This window comes from Prevotella corporis DSM 18810 = JCM 8529, assembly GCF_000430525.1.
GTDB classification, from domain to species: Bacteria; Bacteroidota; Bacteroidia; order Bacteroidales; family Bacteroidaceae; genus Prevotella; species Prevotella corporis.
In genome coordinates this window covers 158,001-175,425 of the sequence record NZ_AUME01000002.1, presented here as the reverse complement: position 1 = coordinate 175,425, position 17,425 = coordinate 158,001, and the positions used below count along the sequence as shown (strand labels likewise).

Annotated in this window: 15 protein-coding genes; 9 read left to right on the top strand and 6 right to left on the bottom strand. The window is 45.1% G+C overall.

What is annotated here, in order from left to right; genetic code table 11:
• Positions 1-118: 118 nt before the first annotated feature.
• From ruvB to H515_RS0101620, 5 genes are all read right to left on the bottom strand, one after another.
• The gene (gene ruvB, locus H515_RS0101645; protein WP_028901490.1) at positions 119-1,156 is read right to left on the bottom strand and encodes a Holliday junction branch migration DNA helicase RuvB; all 1,038 of its coding nucleotides are present in this window, start codon (positions 1,154-1,156) and stop codon (positions 119-121) included.
• 99 nt (positions 1,157-1,255) lie between these two features.
• Positions 1,256-2,209: a hypothetical protein gene (locus H515_RS0101640; protein WP_028901489.1), complete on the bottom strand. Its 954-nt coding sequence runs from the start codon at positions 2,207-2,209 to the stop codon at positions 1,256-1,258.
• Positions 2,210-2,846: 637 nt separating this feature from the next.
• On the bottom strand, positions 2,847-3,602 hold the full coding sequence (locus tag H515_RS0101630) for a succinate dehydrogenase/fumarate reductase iron-sulfur subunit (RefSeq protein ID WP_028901488.1): 756 nt from the start codon (positions 3,600-3,602) through the stop codon (positions 2,847-2,849).
• Positions 3,603-3,647: 45 nt separating this feature from the next.
• Positions 3,648-5,630: a fumarate reductase/succinate dehydrogenase flavoprotein subunit gene (locus H515_RS0101625; RefSeq protein ID WP_028901487.1), complete on the bottom strand. Its 1,983-nt coding sequence runs from the start codon at positions 5,628-5,630 to the stop codon at positions 3,648-3,650.
• A 28-nt stretch (positions 5,631-5,658) separates the two neighbouring features.
• Positions 5,659-6,348, bottom strand: coding sequence for a fumarate reductase (locus H515_RS0101620; RefSeq protein WP_025875930.1), 690 nt, complete (start codon positions 6,346-6,348; stop codon positions 5,659-5,661).
• A 900-nt stretch (positions 6,349-7,248) separates the two neighbouring features.
• Here H515_RS0101620 and mnmG point away from each other — a divergent pair.
• From mnmG to H515_RS0101570, 9 genes are all read left to right on the top strand, one after another.
• Positions 7,249-9,120: a tRNA uridine-5-carboxymethylaminomethyl(34) synthesis enzyme MnmG gene (gene mnmG, locus H515_RS0101615; RefSeq protein ID WP_028901486.1), complete on the top strand. Its 1,872-nt coding sequence runs from the start codon at positions 7,249-7,251 to the stop codon at positions 9,118-9,120.
• 58 nt (positions 9,121-9,178) lie between these two features.
• Positions 9,179-9,709, top strand: coding sequence for an adenine phosphoribosyltransferase (locus H515_RS0101610; protein WP_025875932.1), 531 nt, complete (start codon positions 9,179-9,181; stop codon positions 9,707-9,709).
• A 176-nt stretch (positions 9,710-9,885) separates the two neighbouring features.
• Complete coding sequence (gene uvrC, locus H515_RS0101605; RefSeq protein ID WP_025875934.1) at positions 9,886-11,730, top strand: excinuclease ABC subunit UvrC; 1,845 nt, start codon at positions 9,886-9,888, stop codon at positions 11,728-11,730.
• A gap of 18 nt (positions 11,731-11,748) precedes the next feature.
• On the top strand, positions 11,749-12,201 hold the full coding sequence (dtd, locus tag H515_RS0101600) for a D-aminoacyl-tRNA deacylase (protein ID WP_025875936.1): 453 nt from the start codon (positions 11,749-11,751) through the stop codon (positions 12,199-12,201).
• Positions 12,202-12,272: 71 nt separating this feature from the next.
• On the top strand, positions 12,273-12,557 hold the full coding sequence (locus H515_RS0101595) for a hypothetical protein (protein ID WP_025875938.1): 285 nt from the start codon (positions 12,273-12,275) through the stop codon (positions 12,555-12,557).
• A 22-nt stretch (positions 12,558-12,579) separates the two neighbouring features.
• Positions 12,580-12,921, top strand: a complete 342-nt coding sequence (locus H515_RS0101590) for a nucleotide pyrophosphohydrolase (RefSeq protein WP_025875940.1) — start codon at positions 12,580-12,582, stop codon at positions 12,919-12,921.
• 47 nt (positions 12,922-12,968) lie between these two features.
• On the top strand, positions 12,969-13,814 hold the full coding sequence (locus H515_RS0101585; protein WP_025875942.1) for a type II CAAX endopeptidase family protein: 846 nt from the start codon (positions 12,969-12,971) through the stop codon (positions 13,812-13,814).
• Positions 13,815-13,839: 25 nt separating this feature from the next.
• The gene (gene deoC, locus H515_RS0101580) at positions 13,840-14,751 is read left to right on the top strand and encodes a deoxyribose-phosphate aldolase (RefSeq protein ID WP_036891423.1); all 912 of its coding nucleotides are present in this window, start codon (positions 13,840-13,842) and stop codon (positions 14,749-14,751) included.
• 96 nt (positions 14,752-14,847) lie between these two features.
• Complete coding sequence (locus tag H515_RS0101570) at positions 14,848-16,212, top strand: WG repeat-containing protein (RefSeq protein ID WP_161625394.1); 1,365 nt, start codon at positions 14,848-14,850, stop codon at positions 16,210-16,212.
• Positions 16,213-16,413: 201 nt separating this feature from the next.
• Here the strand turns inward: H515_RS0101570 and H515_RS0101565 are convergent, their stop codons facing one another.
• The gene (locus H515_RS0101565) at positions 16,414-17,391 is read right to left on the bottom strand and encodes a polyprenyl synthetase family protein (protein ID WP_025875946.1); all 978 of its coding nucleotides are present in this window, start codon (positions 17,389-17,391) and stop codon (positions 16,414-16,416) included.
• Positions 17,392-17,425 lie beyond the last annotated feature (34 nt).

Below are 17,425 nucleotides of genomic sequence, written 5' to 3'. Positions count from 1 at the left end.
GGCATAGATTGCGCAACGAAAAGCAAAGCCAAAGTACTGACTATAAGTCAGTTTCGTTAAAAAGAACGTTCGGGAACGGGGATAAGACTGCCCACTTCCACATTCCCGTCAATGGTATTTACAAATCAAAAAGATTCGGTTCTACGGCCGCAGAGCCCAGCATATTGCGTCCCAAATGCTCATAGGCGAGTGGTGTTGCCATGCGTCCGCGAGACGTGCGCTTGATGAATCCCTCCATGATAAGGAAGGGCTCATAGACCTCTTCCAGTGTTCCAGCATCCTCGCCGATGGCTGTGGCGATGGTCGATACTCCCACCGGACCTCCCCTGAACTTATCGATGATTGTCAGCAGTATCTTGTTGTCAATTTCATCGAGGCCATACTGGTCGATGTGCAATGACTGAAGCGAACTCTGCGCTATGTTATTGTCGATGGTTCCGTTGCCTTTGACCTGCGCAAAGTCACGAACGCGACGCAGGAGTGAATTACAGATACGCGGTGTGCCACGCGAACGGCGCGCAATTTCAACGGCGGCATCGTCCTTGATTGGCACATTGAGCAGCCGAGCCGAGCGACGGATGATTTTCTGGAGAGTCTCCGGATCGTAATACTCAAGGTGCAGATTGATGCCGAACCTTGCTCTGAGTGGCGCCGTCAAGAGTCCGCTGCGTGTTGTGGCAGCGACGAGCGTGAAAGGATTAAGGTCTATCTGAATGGAGCGTGCCGAAGGGCCCTTGTCTATCATGATATCGATGCGATAATCCTCCATAGCCGAGTAGAGATACTCCTCAACGACGGGTGACAGGCGGTGGATTTCGTCGATAAAGAGCACGTCATTGGGTTCGAGAGATGTGAGAATGCCCGCCAAATCGCCAGGTTTATCGAGTACAGGTCCTGAAGTAATCTTAAACCCTACCCCCAATTCGTTGGCAATGATGTTGCTCAACGTGGTCTTTCCCAGTCCAGGAGGGCCATGCAACAAGGTGTGGTCGAGTGGCTCACCACGGTATTTGGCCGCCTCAACAAAGACCCGCAAGTTCTCGACAACGTTATTTTGTCCGCTGAAATCATCGAATTTGGGTGGGCGCAAAGCGTTTTCAAACTCCTTCTCGGCCGAAGAGAGCCTTTCTTCCCTTATATCGAAATCTTCATCCATGTGTTCGTTACTTGTTTATTTCTGCAAAGATAACGAATTTAATTGATAATCGGTTCATGATTCAGTGCGATATAAGGAAAGGAAGCTTAAATTTTAGAATTATTCCACATGCCATTCTACAGTCTCGTTGCCCATCTGCCCCCCCTCCTCGTCAATATCGATAGTCGTAGGGTCAGGCCCTTTCACGTCGATGGCGACTTTCGTCATAACGTTGCGCTTGATAGTGATCACTTTTTTTGAATTTATGACGGTTCCATCAGCCTTTTCCCAATCAAGTGTGAGTTCCACTTTACCCTCATATCCCTCAGCACTGGCCGGTACAATTTGGTTGAAAGAGAACACAGAAGCATGGTCGTACAGAGCGTCGGTTGAGGCAACCGTGAGCGTATTATAAAGATAGGTGATGTCAAGCTTACCCTCTGATGGCGGAGTGACAACCAAATGCAGTCCGAAAACAGCCCTGCGAGCCGCTATTGTCACCTTCGTGCCCGTAGATGGGTCGAAATCCTCTACCACTCCATAGTGTTTGTAAGCCCTTGGGTACATGACGACTTTCGAATCGGTGAGGTTCGTATTTCCCTCCGTGATGTGTGAGAGATTGGCTGACGTTGACTTGACAAACTTGTTCTCTGCCTTTGTTGGCGCATTGGAGCGCCCGTGCAGAAAAGGTGCAAGGTATTCGCCATCCTTATGATACACGGCATCCTCGTTGTTGGTGACAATCAGGCACTCGAAACGGTAGAGATTGCCTTCGGTCAGCATGATATTCATCTGCGAAGGGTCGGTGAAGAGGCCATAGGCATACTTGGCATACGACTTCGCACCTGCCTTCTTCTCGTAAACATTGACAGCATAGACCTTTCCTTCGGTGACGCTTCGTGTCATAAGCGTTTCGGAAATGGTAACGAATTCTTCATCCATCAACAGGGAAACATTGCGGAAGGTGCGCTTTTTGGTGTCCGACTGGTCGGAATCGTCCAGCACAGCCTTCTGACAGGAAGAGGTTCCTATCGCCAAAACAGCAGCAAACAATAGTGATAATGTTTTTCTCATAAGTATTTGATTGATTAAAAACTCCTACAAAGGTATAAAAAATGAATCTGCCAACAAATAAAAACAAAGTAAAAGTGAAGGAACATTGATCAATCAGTGAAAATCCTAAACATAGCCCATCAACAGATGGAAAACGACACAACTTTAGTGATGAAGGCATGTATAACGTATGAGGAAAGATGTGTTCAGGCCACAACAAAGAGGCACTCCCGTGCAATTGTAAAATATTTTCGCAAACGGAACGTCATAACTGACCTTCGATGAGCCCAAAGGTCAGCTATCGCCATGCAAAAGGTGAGCTTTTGAGAGCTAATAGGTAAGGTTTTGCGTATCAAAATATAATATACTGATTATCAATTTATTATAGATGAAAAAAGATTGCTTAGCATTGTAAAGAATTTTTACGTTCACTGGAGTTGGGATGTGGGAGGAAGCAAAGGCAGAATCGGACACAAGACCGTGGGGTTCACACCATCATCAGGAGAAATGGCTGCGCCGACAGCTTTCAGATGATGGGCGGGAAGATTCACAATGGCACGGTTTGACTCAAAAAAAATCCCACGACACCAATGAAAGTGTCATGGGATTTGTATCAGATCTTAGTAAGAAAAGTGTAGCTTTCCTTAAAAATTAGAAGTTAGTCGGCAAGCTTCGCCTTGATGAACTCACGGTTCAGGCGGGCGATATTGGCGATAGACTCGTTCTTTGGGCACTCTGCCTCACAGGCACGGGTGTTGGTACAGTTACCGAAGCCGAGCTCCTCCATCTTCATAATCATGTTCTTGGCACGTCTTGCAGCCTCTGGGCGACCCTGTGGGAGCAATGCCAGCTGACTGACCTTTGAAGAGAGGAACAACATTGCCGAACCGTTCTTGCAAGCTGCAACGCAAGCCGCGCAACCGATACATGTGGCACAGTCCATTGCTTCGTCGGCAGCCTCTTTGGAAATAAGGATGGCATTGGCGTCCTGTGGTTGTCCGGTGCGAACACTGGTGTAGCCACCTGCCTGAATAATCTTGTCGAATGCGCCACGGTCAACCATGCAATCCTTGATAACTGGGAATGCGGCTGAGCGCCAAGGCTCTACGGTGATGACGTCGCCATCGTTGAAACGACGCATGTAAAGCTGGCAAGTGGTAGCACCCGTAGCAAGTCCGTGTGGGTGACCGTTGATGTAGAGTGAGCACATACCGCAGATACCCTCGCGGCAGTCATGGTCGAAGACAAATGGCTCCTGACCGTCCTCGATGAGTTGCTCATTGAGTATATCCAGCATCTCAAGGAAGGAAGTGTCGCCAGTGATGTCCTTCATCTCAAAAGTATCAAAATGGCCCTTTGCTGTAGGTCCGTTCTGACGCCAAACTCTAAGTGTGAAACTTATATTTTTTTCCATATTGAATTTCTTTTTATTGTTTGTTGAAAGCAACTTTGACCTATATTAATTCTTGTAGTTACGTGTTTGAACCTTGATTGCCTCATATTCGAGCGGTTCCTTGGTGAGTTCTGGAGCAACCTTATCATCGCCCATGTACTCCCAGCAGCCTACATAGAAGTAGTTTTCGTCGTCGCGCTTGGCCTCGCCTTCCTCGGTTTGATACTCTTCGCGGAAGTGACCACCACAGCTTTCATTACGTGAGATTGCGTCGAAAGCAATCAGCTCGCCCATAAGGATGAAGTCACGGAGGTGGATAGCTTTGTCGAGCTCGACGTTGAGTCCTTCCTTGCTTCCGGGAATGAAGAGGTTGGTGTTGAATTCGTCACGAAGTGCTTTCATTTTCTCAAGTCCCGTCTTCAGACCTTCGAGCGTACGGCCCATGCCTACGTACTCCCAGAGGATGCGTCCGAACTCCTTGTGGATTGAATCAACAGAGCGCTTGCCCTGAATGCCCATCAAACGGTCGATTTCGGCTTGTACTCCCTTCTCGGCAGCTTCGAATTCAGGAAGATCTGTTGATAAATGCGGCCAGATTTCCTGATCGGCCAAATAGTTCTGAATGGTGTAAGGCAACACGAAATAACCGTCGGCAAGACCTTGCATCAAAGCAGAGGCACCCAGACGGTTGGCTCCGTGGTCTGAGAAGTTGCATTCTCCGATAGCGAAGAGACCCCTGATGGTAGTCTGAAGCTCATAATCTACCCAAATTCCGCCCATCGTATAGTGGATGGCAGGATAGATCATCATTGGATTATAGTACTTAACACCATTGATTTCCTTAGCCAACTCGCCTGGATTCACATCGGTGATTTCCTCATACATGTCGAAGAGGTTGCCGTAACGCTGGCGAATGACGTCGATACCGAGACGGTTGATACTCTCGGAGAAGTCGAGGAATACGGCCAAACCAGTGTTGTTGACACCAAATCCGTGGTCGCAACGTTCCTTTGCAGCACGAGAAGCCACATCGCGAGGTACGAGGTTACCGAATGCTGGATAACGACGTTCCAAATAATAGTCGCGCTCTTCTTCAGGAATGTCTGAGCCCTTCTTTGTCCCTTCCTGAAGTGCCTTTGCGTCCTCGATGTTCTTAGGCACCCAGATACGTCCGTCGTTACGCAGAGACTCTGACATCAGGGTCAACTTTGACTGCTTGTCGCCGTGAACGGGGATACAGGTTGGGTGAATCTGAACAAAGGCAGGGTTGGCAAAGAACGCACCCTTGCGATAACATTGAACGGCCGCAGTACAGTTGCAACCCATGGCATTGGTTGAAAGGAAGTAAGCATTGCCATAACCACCAGTGGCAATCACAACGGCATTGGCTGAGAAACGCTCCAACTTTCCGGTAACCAAGTTCTTGGCAATGATACCGCGTGCTCGGTCGTTGACAATCACCACGTCTTCCATTTCGTAACGGGTGTAGAGCTTTACACGACCGTCGTGAACCTGCTTGCTGAGCGCAGAATAAGCGCCGAGAAGAAGTTGCTGACCCGTCTGTCCCTTGGCATAGAACGTACGGGAAACCTGTGCGCCACCGAAAGAACGGTTTGCCAACATACCACCATACTCACGAGCGAATGGAACGCCTTGTGCCACACACTGGTCAATTATGCTGTTTGACACTTCCGCTAAGCGATAGACGTTGGCTTCACGAGCACGGTAGTCGCCACCTTTGACTGTATCGTAGAAAAGGCGATAAATAGAGTCGCCATCGTTCTGATAATTCTTTGCGGCATTGATACCTCCCTGGGCAGCAATAGAGTGAGCGCGACGCGGTGAGTCCTGAATGCAGAAGTTATATACGGTAAAGCCCATCTCACCGAGTGAGGCAGCAGCACTGGCTCCGGCCAGTCCCGTACCAACAACGATGACATCAAGCTTCAGTTTGTTTTTAGGATTAACCAGTCGTTGGTGAGCTTTGTAGTTGCTCCACTTCTCAGCTACTGGTCCTTCTGGAATTTTCGAATCTAATATTTTAGCCATAATCTTGTACTTTTCTAAATATTATGAATTAAGCAACACAGCAAAGACTTGGTGCGCAGCCAAATGCGAATGCAAGAACAACAACCAAGAAGCCGAGCATGAGAAGGGTTGTGTAAACCAAACCTATGATTCTCCAGCGGTTGAACCACACCTTGCCATTGATACCAATGGTCTGCATGGCGCTCCAGAAACCATGTGAGAGATGGAACCAGATGGCAACAAGCCAAATGACATAGAGAACGACGAATACTGGATTGGCAAATGTCTCCTTGATGTAACCGAAACCGTTAGTAGGGTCGCCCAATGGATCGGCAACATGGAAGAGTTCAGCAAACATCATGTTGTACCAGAAGTTGAAGAAGTGGAGTACCAGACCCAAAAGGATAATGATACCCAGCACCAACATGTTCTTTGAAGCCCACTCTACCATTGGTTGTGAAGCGGAAACTTCATAACGCTCGTTACCACGTGCACGACGGTTCTGCGCTGTCAGAATAAACGCGTAAACAATATGACACACTGTCAATGCTCCAAGTCCAATTGTAGCAACGACTGCATACCAATTGGCACCCAGGAACTCACAAATCATGTTGTAAGCCTCGCCTGAGAACAACGCAACAACATTCATCGACATGTGGAATGTCAGGAATAGAATAAGAGCAATGCCGGTTACGGACATCACAACCTTTCTACCGATGGATGAATTGATTAACCACATAAATGTTTTGATTTTAAATATTTAAACTGTTAGAATTAATTTCCTCGATAATACATGAAGCTTTCGCAAATAGGTGTTTTAACTATTTTTAAACGAATAATACCCACGTATTGGTATTCATAGGGTCTTTCTGTGCTGCAAAAATACTACATTTTAATGATAAAACAAAGTTTTTTGACTAAAAAGCAAGGCTTCATGACACGCTAAACACACTATATTGACAATTTCTAAACAAGAAATGTAAAACTATCAGTAAAGTGGCTAAACCACGGCACTTACAAAGAATCAAAAGGATGATGATAAAGCGGAACAAATATATACAATATTCAAAGATTCACTTACAAGATGTTAGCCAGCGGGAAAGGATTGAAATTATCAGTCCAGAGTACTGATCATTCATGCATGTCTTGACTTTCATTCTCTCGTCAATAGTCGTTGCACTTACAGGGAATTATCACTATTTTAATCGGATTTGGCCGTAGATTGTAAAATAATTTCAAAAACAGCGGATAAAGACTCAGCTATGACAGTGCAAAAGGTCAGCTATGACGTCACAAAAGGTCAGCTATGACATCACAAAAGGTCAGCTTTTTAGGATAGTTTTATAAGTCGCTATATATCTGTCTATTAAAAATGAAACAGAAAAATTGAATTTTGTAAAATAAAAGGATGTCAAAGGAGATCAAAACTCTTTTCAAAGATACTGTATATTCAACATTAATGCCCGTCACTCACCTTCTCCCACCCGCTAATCGAAAAGATGTGTAAAATCATCTGTTGAATGGTTATAAGCCGATGGCTCACATTATTATACAGAGGTCATCAAGTCTAATAATAAGAAATATTTACGGATACTTTCAATTAAATTGCTTACTTTTGCAAAAAAAATAAGGCAAAAAGATGAATTTCAGGTATGATATACTTGTAATAGGTGGCGGACACGCAGGTTGCGAAGCAGCAACGGCGGCAGCAAACATGGGTGCAAAGACATGTTTGGTTACAATGGACATGAACAAGATTGCGCAAATGAGCTGCAATCCTGCCATTGGGGGAATTGCCAAAGGCCAAATAGTCAGGGAAATAGATGCACTCGGAGGTTATATGGGACTTATCACTGACGCAACTGCCATCCAATTCCGCATGCTTAACCGCTCTAAAGGACCAGCAGTGTGGAGTCCGAGAGCTCAATGCGACCGCGAGAAATTCATTTCGGAATGGAAAAGAACACTTGACCATACCGACAACCTCGACATTATTCAAGACCAAGCCGACGAATTGCTTGTAAAGGATAATAAAGTGATGGGTATCAGGACAATATGGGGTATTGAAATATTTGCCAAAGCAGTGATAGTGTCAGCTGGAACGTTCCTAAACGGACTGATGCACATCGGACACCGGCAGGTGGAGGGTGGACGATGCGCCGAGTTGGCCGTACATAACTTTACGGAAAGTATAACACGTTGGGGGATAAGGAGTTTGCGAATGAAAACGGGTACACCGGTACGCATAGACAAACGGTCGGTTCACTTCGACGAAATGGAAGAACAGCCGGGCGAAAACGACTATCACCACTTCTCTTATCTTAATAAAGTGAGGAAGTTGCCTCAACTGCCGTGTTGGACTTGCTCCACCAACGAGGAATCACACGAGATTCTAAGGTCGGGAATTGCAGACTCTCCGCTCTTCAACGGACAAATTCAAAGCACAGGACCACGCTACTGTCCGTCTATCGAAACAAAGCTCGTCATATTCCCCGACAAACCTACTCACCCGCTTTTCCTCGAACCTGAGGGTACCGACACAAACGAAATGTACCTGAACGGGTTTTCATCAAGTATGCCATGGGAAATCCAACTGGAGGCCATACACAAGATACCAGCGTTGAGAGATGCGAAAATCTATCGGCCAGGATATGCCATTGAGTACGATTACTTCGACCCAACGCAACTGAAACCTTCGTTGGAATCGAAGATTATTGAAGGATTATTCTTCGCAGGACAGGTGAATGGAACAACAGGATATGAGGAAGCTGGTGGACAAGGATTGGTGGCCGGCATCAATGCAGCCCACCTATGCTCAGGCAAAGACCCGTTTATCATGAAACGAGACGAGAGCTATATCGGCGTACTCATCGACGATTTGACCACTAAAGGTGTCGATGAACCCTATCGAATGTTCACATCAAGGGCAGAATACCGAATACTTTTGCGACAGGATGATGCTGATGCCAGACTCACGGAGAAGGCCTATGAATTAGGAATTGCAACAAGAGAGAGATATGACTGGTGGGTAGAAAAGAAAGAAAATATCGCCAGAATCATCGGCTTTTGTGAGAAAAATGCTGTCAAACCAAACGATATCAACGGCTATTTGGAAAGCATCGGCAGCTCCCCACTCCACTCAACTGTTAAGGTTGTTGATCTGATTGCGCGTCCAGGAATTAGCATTGAAGAATTGGCAAAGCAGATTCCAAAGCTCAAAGAAATATTGGAAGCGTCGAAAAACCGAAAGCACGAAATTTCCGAAGCTGCCGAAATAAAGATGAAATATAAAGGTTACATCGAGCGGGAGCGAACCTTCGCAGAGAAAATGCATCGTCTGGAGGACATCAAAATAAAAGGTCACTTCGACTATAACAAGATTCATGACCTGTCAACCGAATGCCGACAGAAATTGGAACGCATACAACCTGAGACATTAGCCCAAGCAAGCCGCATTCCAGGGGTCAGTCCAAGCGACATAAATGTTCTGCTCGTGCTGATGGGAAGATAGGGAATATATAGTTTCACGTGAAACAAATAAAAGAAAACAATCATACAACTAACTGAAAATGAACAGTAAAATATTACTTGATAATCTGAGATGTATTCCAGATTGGCCTATCAAAGGAGTTAATTTTCGTGATGTCACAACCCTCTTTAAATCACCAGAGGCCTTGAGAGAGATAACCGACGAGATGTACGACATCTATAAAGACAAAGGAATCACTAAGATTGTGGGCATCGAAAGTCGGGGATTCGTGATGTCTTCTGCTCTTGCGCTCAGACTTGGGGCAGGTATCGTCCTCTGTCGCAAGCCCGGCAAGCTACCTTGCGAGACCGTTCAAGAGAGCTATGCTAAGGAATACGGTATCGATACAATAGAAATCCACAAGGATGCCATCAACGAAAACGATGTGATTCTTCTGCACGACGACCTATTGGCTACAGGAGGAACGATGAAAGCCGCATGCGATCTTGTCAAAAAGTTCAATCCTAAGAGAGTGTATTGCAACTTTATCATCGAACTGCATGAGGAGTTTCCTAACAGTAGAGATTGCTTTGACAAGGACATTGAGATAACATCGCTTCTCAAATTCTGACATTCATCTGATTATTGCTTCAGTGAACAAGCACTAATCCCGCAACCTTTGGATGTCATTTGACTATCGCACTAATCCCATTAGCTTGCCCACGACAAAGTGAATCCAAATCGGCCACGCTTTGTTCCACGTGGAACAAGCAAGCGTTTAACCGCTTTACATAAGTTAGTTACAACATGACAAAGGAAGAAAACCTGAAACGTTTGGAACGTTTGAAGAACATAGCATTGAACTTGCCTGAACTACCAGGCACGTATCAGTACTATGACGACCAACATACGATTATCTATGTCGGCAAGGCGAAGAACTTAAAGAACAGGGTATCTTCCTATTTCCACAAGGAAGTTGACCGGTTCAAGACGAAAGTGCTGGTTTCGAAGATTCATGACATAACTTACACAGTCGTAAAGTCGGAGGAAGACGCATTGTTGATCGAGAATCAGCTCATCAAACAATATCAACCGAGGTACAATGTTTTACTGAAAGACGGCAAGACCTATCCCAGCATCTGTGTAACCAACGAATACTTGCCGCGTATCTTCAAGACTCGAACCATAAACAAGCGATATGGCACCTATTATGGTCCGTATAGCCATATCGGGAGCATGTATGCCATTCTCGATATCATCAAAAAAATATATAAGCCTCGTACATGTTTGATGCCAATTACCAAAGAGGGGATTGAGCGGAAGAAGTACAAACCTTGTTTGGAATATCACCTTGGGAACTGCGGTGCACCATGTATTGGGAAGCAAGGGTACGAGGATTATCAGCAAAACATCGACCTTGCCCGACAGATTCTCAAGGGTAACACCCGTGACGTTCAACGCTTGTTACGCCAGAAGATGGAGAAATGCGCCGAGGAGCTTCGATTCGAAGAGGCGGAGGCCTACAAACAACAGTTTATAGCACTCGAAAACTTTGCCGCTAAAAGCGAAATCGTAAGCTATTCCATATCAGATGTTGATGTATTCTCTATCGTAAATGACGATAAGAAGAACGCTTTTATCAACTATATTCATGTGACTAACGGTGCTATTAATCAGAGCTTTACCTTCGAATACCGACGTAAATTGGACGAAACAGACACCGAGCTGCTCAACGAGGCTATCCTTGACATTCGCAAGCGATTCAAGAGCACAGCAAAAGAGATTATTGTTCCCTTTGAAATGGATTTCCGAATCAAAGACGCTGAGTTCTTTATCCCACAACGAGGGGACAAGAAACACTTGCTGGAGCTGTCGGAGATGAATGCCAAACAGTACAAATTCGACCGCCTTAAAAGAGCTGAAAAGTTGAATCCGGAGCAGAAACAGACTCGATTAATGAAGGAATTACAGGAGAAACTCAAACTGCCGAAGTTGCCTTATCATATTGAATGTTTCGACAATTCCAACATTTCGGGAACTGATGCCGTAGCCGGCTGCGTCGTATATAAGGGGATGAAACCCTCGAAAAAGGACTATCGGAAATACAATATCAGAACCGTTGCCGGACCAGACGACTATGCTTCCATGCAAGAAGTTGTGAGAAGGCGATACAGTCGCATAATAGAAGCTAAGGAACCCCTACCCGACCTCATCATCACCGATGGCGGAAAAGGCCAGATGGAGGTGGTCAGAGAGGTCGTTGAGGACGAGTTGCAACTACAAATCCCAATCGCTGGCCTTGCCAAGGACAACCGACACCGCACAAACGAACTGCTCTTTGGCTTTCCCCCACAAACAATAGGACTGCCAACAAACTCCGAACTCTTCAAAATTCTGACACAAATACAAGACGAAGTGCATCGGTTCGCTATTACATTCCACCGCAACAAACGCTCCAAGCATCAGCTACACAGCGAGTTAGATGAGATAAAAGGAATCGGTGAGAAATCAAAGGAGCTACTATTGAAGAACTTTAAGACCGTAAAAAGGATAAAAAGCGCTGACATTCAAGAACTTACTGGAGTTATTGGACCACAAAAAGCTACATTAATACACAATTATTTCCACCTCTCTGGGGAGCAATCAAAATAAAATGATTATATTTGCGCTATGAGAATAGTAATCCAACGCGTAAAAAATGCCTCCGTTACGATCGAAGGCAATGTGAAATCTGCCATCCAACAAGGATTTCTCATCCTTTTAGGTATCGGCGATGACGACAGCAACGAGGATATAGACTGGCTCGTGAGAAAAGTCATCGGACTACGTATATTCGACGATGAGAACGGGGTTATGAACCGGAATATCATGGAAACAGGAGGTGACGCACTCGTTGTGTCGCAGTTTACACTCATGGCGAGCTACAAAAAGGGCAATCGTCCCAGCTATATCCACGCCGCCAAACATGAAATCGCCATCCCACTCTACAACCATTTCTGCGAGGAACTGAGCAAGGCGATGGGCAAACCTGTGGGAACGGGCGAGTTTGGGGCTGACATGAAGGTGGAATTGCTCAACGATGGTCCGGTAACCATCTGCATGGACACGAGAAACAAGGAGTAATGACGCTCACATCTGACATAAAATACAGAATAAAGAAACAACATTCAGCAATGGATAAGCCCGATAAGTAGATGAAAATCAGAACCAAAGACAATGAGGATAGTCTCCGAATAATTACTCTGATTACTGCCATTTCCGCCTCTCTCCTCACCCATTTCAGCGAGAATATAGGCGAAACTGCGATTCCCTTGGCAGCCATCTTCGTCGGAGTTGGCACCTTAGCCCTCACCGCCCACCTATGGTTATACTGGGGTATGATGTCGAAATTTACAAAAATCATCGACCTCCTCGCTTTGATAATTATTTGTTTGTTTATCCTGATTTACGCATTTGGATTAAATACCTTCACCAATTAAGGAGCAACATACGCACAAGACAATGACGATAGATGAATTGCAAAAGCAAGTAGATCAATGGATTCACGAATACGGTGTGCGCTATTTCAGTGAGTTGACTAATATGGCGTGCCTCACTGAGGAAGTGGGCGAGCTGGCTAGGGTGATGGCTCGCACTTATGGCGACCAGAGTTTCAAGCCCGGCGAGCGACCCAACATAGGCGAAGAGATGGCTGACATTCTATGGGTGCTCACCTGTCTGGCCAACCAAACGGGTGTAAATCTTACCGATGAACTTCAAAAGAGCTTTAAAAAAAAGACTATCCGCGACAGGGAAAGGCATAAAAACAACGAGAAACTAAAGGAAAAGCCCACTAACTCTTAAGCGTTATACTTCATTTTCACAACTGATAATCACAATAAAAAAACAGAATGAACAAAAAGACGGTTATCGACAATCTTCGCTGGATTACAAAACTGGTACTCGGATTCGCACTCTTCATCATCTTAGGAGGCGTTGCCGAGGTACCATTCGAGCTAAGTACATCGCCAACGGTCATCATAATAGGTTGCAGTTTGCTCTCAATCGCCGTTTTACAGCTCTACAAAATATGGGTATGGAAGGTGGAAAAACGAAGCGCAGACGAGCTTAAATGGAGCAATATGCCATCCATGATCCTCAAGGGCTTTGCCATAGGATTCGGCTTCTTCAGCTCTGTCGTCCTAATCATGGCGCTACTGGGTGCCTACCGGATAGCCAACGTCCGCTTCGACCTGATTTCCCAGCTGCAAGGCTTTGCCTTCTTTCTGAGCGTTGCCGCCTGCGAGGAAATCACTTTCCGCGGATTTCTTTTCCGTATGCTCGACGAGAAATACGGCTTTTGGCTAGCAACAGCCGTCTCAGCCATCACCTTCGGCTTCATCCACCTCACCAACGACCATACTACATGGTGGTCAGCAACGGCCATCGTTCTCGAAATAGGCTTCTTTTTCGGAGCCATCTACAAATATACAGGTAGTCTCTGGGTGCCAATCGGAATCCATTGGATATGGAACTACATGCAGGGCAACATCTATGGCTTTGCTGTGTCGGGCAATAACATAGGAGATAGCATCCTCACCCCAGTCATCGAAGGCAACAACTACATCACCGGCGGTGAGTTTGGGGCCGAGGGCTCGGTCATTGCCGCAACAATAGGTGTGATTATCAGTGTTTATCTCATCAAGAAACTGTACGACAAGGGCCTCATCAGTGGCCAAAGACAGAGCAGGAACTAATTGTTTAATTAATAATAAATAGATTATGGAATCAAACGAACAAAAGATTGTAAGCGTAAGCAAGTACGATGAAATGCTGAAAAACTACAACCTCGATATCACCGACGAGGAAGTGAAAGCAGCCGTTAAGAAAATCATCAGCGAGAAAGTACCAGAAAATGACAACAAAGAAGTGAAGAAATTCCTGTTGGGCAGCGTAGAGCTGACCTCGCTCCGCACTACTGACACCGAAGAGGAGATTCTGGCCATGGTTGAGAAGGTAAACAAGTTTGCCAGCGAATATCCCAACTTGCCTCACGTAGGTGCCGTGTGTGCCTATCCTTGCTTCACCAAGTTCATCGCCGACAGTCTTGAGGTAGATGGCGTTGACATCACCAACGTGACAGGCTGCTTCCCATCATCGCAGGCGCTGCTTGAGGTCAAGACCATCGAGACAGCACTGGCCGTAAAGGACGGAGCGACACAGATTGACATTGTGCTCCCAGTGGGCAAGTTCCTCTCTGGCGACTATGAGGATGTCTGCGACACCATCAGCGAGCTGAAACAGACTTGTGGCGACATTCCAATGAAGGTCATTCTCGAAACCGGCGACTTGAAGAATGCCAAGAACATCAAGACCGCTGCCCTACTCTCCATGTTTGCTGGTGCCAACTATATCAAGACAAGCACGGGCAAGGAGAAGATCAGCGCTACACCAGAGTCGGTATATGTAATGTGCCTTGCCATCAAGGAATTTTACGAAAAGACTGGTATTCAAGTTGGTTTGAAGCCTGCAGGTGGCATCAACACCGTAATGGACGCTGTTATTTTCTACACCATCTATAAGGAAATTTTGGGCGAGAAATGGCTCGACAACTATTGGTTCCGCCTCGGTACAAGCCGTCTCACCAACCTCTTGTTGAGCGAAATCGAAGGCAAGGAAATCAATTTCTTCTAAACTGATAGGAAATACTCCTCCTCCTTTCCGGCGGAGGGGTATTTATTTTCCATCTGAATTTTAACATTCCAAACACAAAATATGGTCATAGCCACAATGAAAAGACACTTACTGCTACTCGCTTTATTAATACCTACCGTGTCAAACCACCTTTTCGCACAAAACAGAAAGCCTATATACCATATTGATCTCGTTGAAAGGACTATAAGCGAGGCACCAAACGGGAAATATATTCTATGGAAATATCCGAATAAAAAGGTTATCAGCAATGCCGACAGTATCAAACTAAGGAAAAACAGATGGTATTATGTATGGAAGAAGGGCAAACAAGGCTTGTACAACGAACGCAAGGAGCGTTGCATTCCAATAAAATACGAGGCCATTGTACAAATCACCGATAACTTGTTCCGCGTAGAAAAGAACGGGAAAAAAGGTGTTTACAACAGCAATGGTACCAAGGTTCTCAGTCCTATATACGATGAAATCATAGAAAAAGGCTTCTGGTTTGGCAACAATGGGTGTCTGAAAGTTGGCAAAGATGGGAAATATGGTATCTGCAACGAGCATGGAATACCCATTACCAAGCTTATATACAGCAAGATAAAAGGAGACTCCTATAAATTAGAACTTGTAAAAGGAAATACATCCGACTTCCTTTTGAACTATAAATACTTGGTTTACGACTGCAAGACTATCAAAGATGCATTCTCAGTGCCTGTCAATGGAATACAAACTAAGGACTATTTCGTATTTAAGAAAGACTCCTTATTCGGCTTACTCAACGAAAAGGGCGAAATGGTCATTACCCCCCAATACACAAAACTTATAAACAGATACTTAGGCTATCGATATGGTAAAACTTCTTGGCTTATTGCCTGCAATGGAAAAAAGTACGGAATTATCGATATAAACAACCATATTATCCTCCCATTTGAGTATAAAGACATCCGCTCAACAAACATTGAGGATTACTTCAGCGTAGAAACGGAATCGGGAAAACATTTCTACGACTACGTTGAAAAGAAGTTTATCACCGATTATACCTACGATTATTTCTTCGGTAACGGCACATACACCTCCATTAAGAAGGACGGTAAGGTAACAGTGATTAACAATGACACTAAGAAAATGATGTTCCCATATAAATATCAGGACATTATCAGTATATGGTCCAAACCGTATTTCTGCGTGCAACAAAACGATTTATACGGTATTATTGATGACAACGACAATCTAATCGTTCCCATTATATACCAAAGACCACTCTGGATCGTCTGCAAGGACAAAGTGGTTGTTTACAAAGATGGCAAGTATGGTATCATCAACCTAAAGAATGAACTACTGTATGGTATGACGGAGAAACGCATTGTGGGCTACAAAAACTTTTTCTCCATCATAGATTCCAAAGGAGAAGAGACAAAGTTGGATGCCAACTTAAAGGTTATCGAGACAGCAAAGTAAAGCAAAAATATTTACAAACAGAACCATCTTAGTATCATTTGTAAATCACTGATTACCAAACAGATATAGATTGCATTATAAAAGGTCATCTTTTGCATGCCAAAAGATGACCTTTTACATTGCGAAAGCTGACCTTTTGAACAACAAAACATCACCTTTAAGTCTGTGCTTCTAAAATTTTTTTACAACAATCGCTTATATTTAGCTCTTACGCTGGATGACAAAATCAAGATAGGCAATAAGCGACTGGCGTATTGCATCGCACTTAACATATTGATGAACGAACGAAAGGGCTGCATCGTGAAACTCCAACATCTTCTTTTCAGCATACTCAATACCGCCGTTTTCTTTCGTAAAAGCGACTAAATGGGCGATTTCATCGGCAGAAACGGTTCCCTCTTTCACCTTCATAGCCAACTTCATCATCGGCTGGTTACCAGCCGATTGCAAAGCATGAATCACCGGTAGCGTCAGCTTTCCTTCCGCCATGTCATTGCCCGTTGGCTTACCGATTTCCTTTGAGTCGTAATAATCGAATATATCATCGCGGATTTGGAAGATAATTCCTATGTTCTGACCAAACAAACGGGCTGCCTCCACCGCCTCCGAAGTGGCATTTCCGGCTTTCGCCCCTATCACGGCACAGGCCTCAAAGAGTGCTGCGGTCTTTTGTTTAATCACCTGATAGTAAACATCTTCTGATATTTCCTGATTCGATATGTTCGTCAATTGCAGTATTTCGCCATTGGAGAGTGTGCGACCGAGATTGGCCAGGTCGCGAACGATGGATTCCGATTTTGTGAGCGATACGTTCAAGAGTGCGGTTGACAAGATATAATCGCCCACGAGCACCGCCACCTTGTTGTTATAGGTGGCATTCACCGATGCCTGCCCTCGCCGTTCGCCACTCTCATCCACTACGTCGTCATGGACAAGGCTGGCTGTATGGAGCAGTTCCAATCCCACCGCAGCACGTTGAGCCACATAAGTAACATCACCGAAGTTCTTGGCAATGAGTAATATCAGCATGGGACGCATGCGCTTCCCTCCCCTATTTCGGATATGTTTTAAAGCACTGGCCAGCAATCCCTCCTCGTGCGTCAAAGATTGGTTGAAGAGCGAAACAAACTCGTCCAGTTCCTTTATAATCGGTTGTTTAATAATCGACAGATAATCCATACACTGATATTTTGTTACAAAAATACTGAATAAT

Bases quoted from the DNA above. Each gene is read 5' to 3' on its own strand.
- H515_RS0101640 (WP_028901489.1), bottom strand. From the start codon at position 2,209: ATGAGAAAAACATTATCACTATTGTTTGCTGCTGTTTTGGCGATAGGA.
- H515_RS0101585 (WP_025875942.1), top strand. From the start codon at position 12,969: ATGAACAAAAAGACGGTTATCGACAATCTTCGCTGGATTACAAAACTG.
- H515_RS0101595 (WP_025875938.1), top strand. From the start codon at position 12,273: ATGAAAATCAGAACCAAAGACAATGAGGATAGTCTCCGAATAATTACT.
- dtd (WP_025875936.1), top strand. From the start codon at position 11,749: ATGAGAATAGTAATCCAACGCGTAAAAAATGCCTCCGTTACGATCGAA.
- ruvB (WP_028901490.1), bottom strand. From the start codon at position 1,156: ATGGATGAAGATTTCGATATAAGGGAAGAAAGGCTCTCTTCGGCCGAG.
- H515_RS0101590 (WP_025875940.1), top strand. From the start codon at position 12,580: ATGACGATAGATGAATTGCAAAAGCAAGTAGATCAATGGATTCACGAA.
- H515_RS0101625 (WP_028901487.1), bottom strand. From the start codon at position 5,630: ATGGCTAAAATATTAGATTCGAAAATTCCAGAAGGACCAGTAGCTGAG.
- H515_RS0101630 (WP_028901488.1), bottom strand. From the start codon at position 3,602: ATGGAAAAAAATATAAGTTTCACACTTAGAGTTTGGCGTCAGAACGGA.
- H515_RS0101610 (WP_025875932.1), top strand. From the start codon at position 9,179: ATGAACAGTAAAATATTACTTGATAATCTGAGATGTATTCCAGATTGG.
- H515_RS0101620 (WP_025875930.1), bottom strand. From the start codon at position 6,348: ATGTGGTTAATCAATTCATCCATCGGTAGAAAGGTTGTGATGTCCGTA.
- uvrC (WP_025875934.1), top strand. From the start codon at position 9,886: ATGACAAAGGAAGAAAACCTGAAACGTTTGGAACGTTTGAAGAACATA.
- mnmG (WP_028901486.1), top strand. From the start codon at position 7,249: ATGAATTTCAGGTATGATATACTTGTAATAGGTGGCGGACACGCAGGT.
- H515_RS0101570 (WP_161625394.1), top strand. From the start codon at position 14,848: ATGAAAAGACACTTACTGCTACTCGCTTTATTAATACCTACCGTGTCA.
- deoC (WP_036891423.1), top strand. From the start codon at position 13,840: ATGGAATCAAACGAACAAAAGATTGTAAGCGTAAGCAAGTACGATGAA.
- H515_RS0101565 (WP_025875946.1), bottom strand. From the start codon at position 17,391: ATGGATTATCTGTCGATTATTAAACAACCGATTATAAAGGAACTGGAC.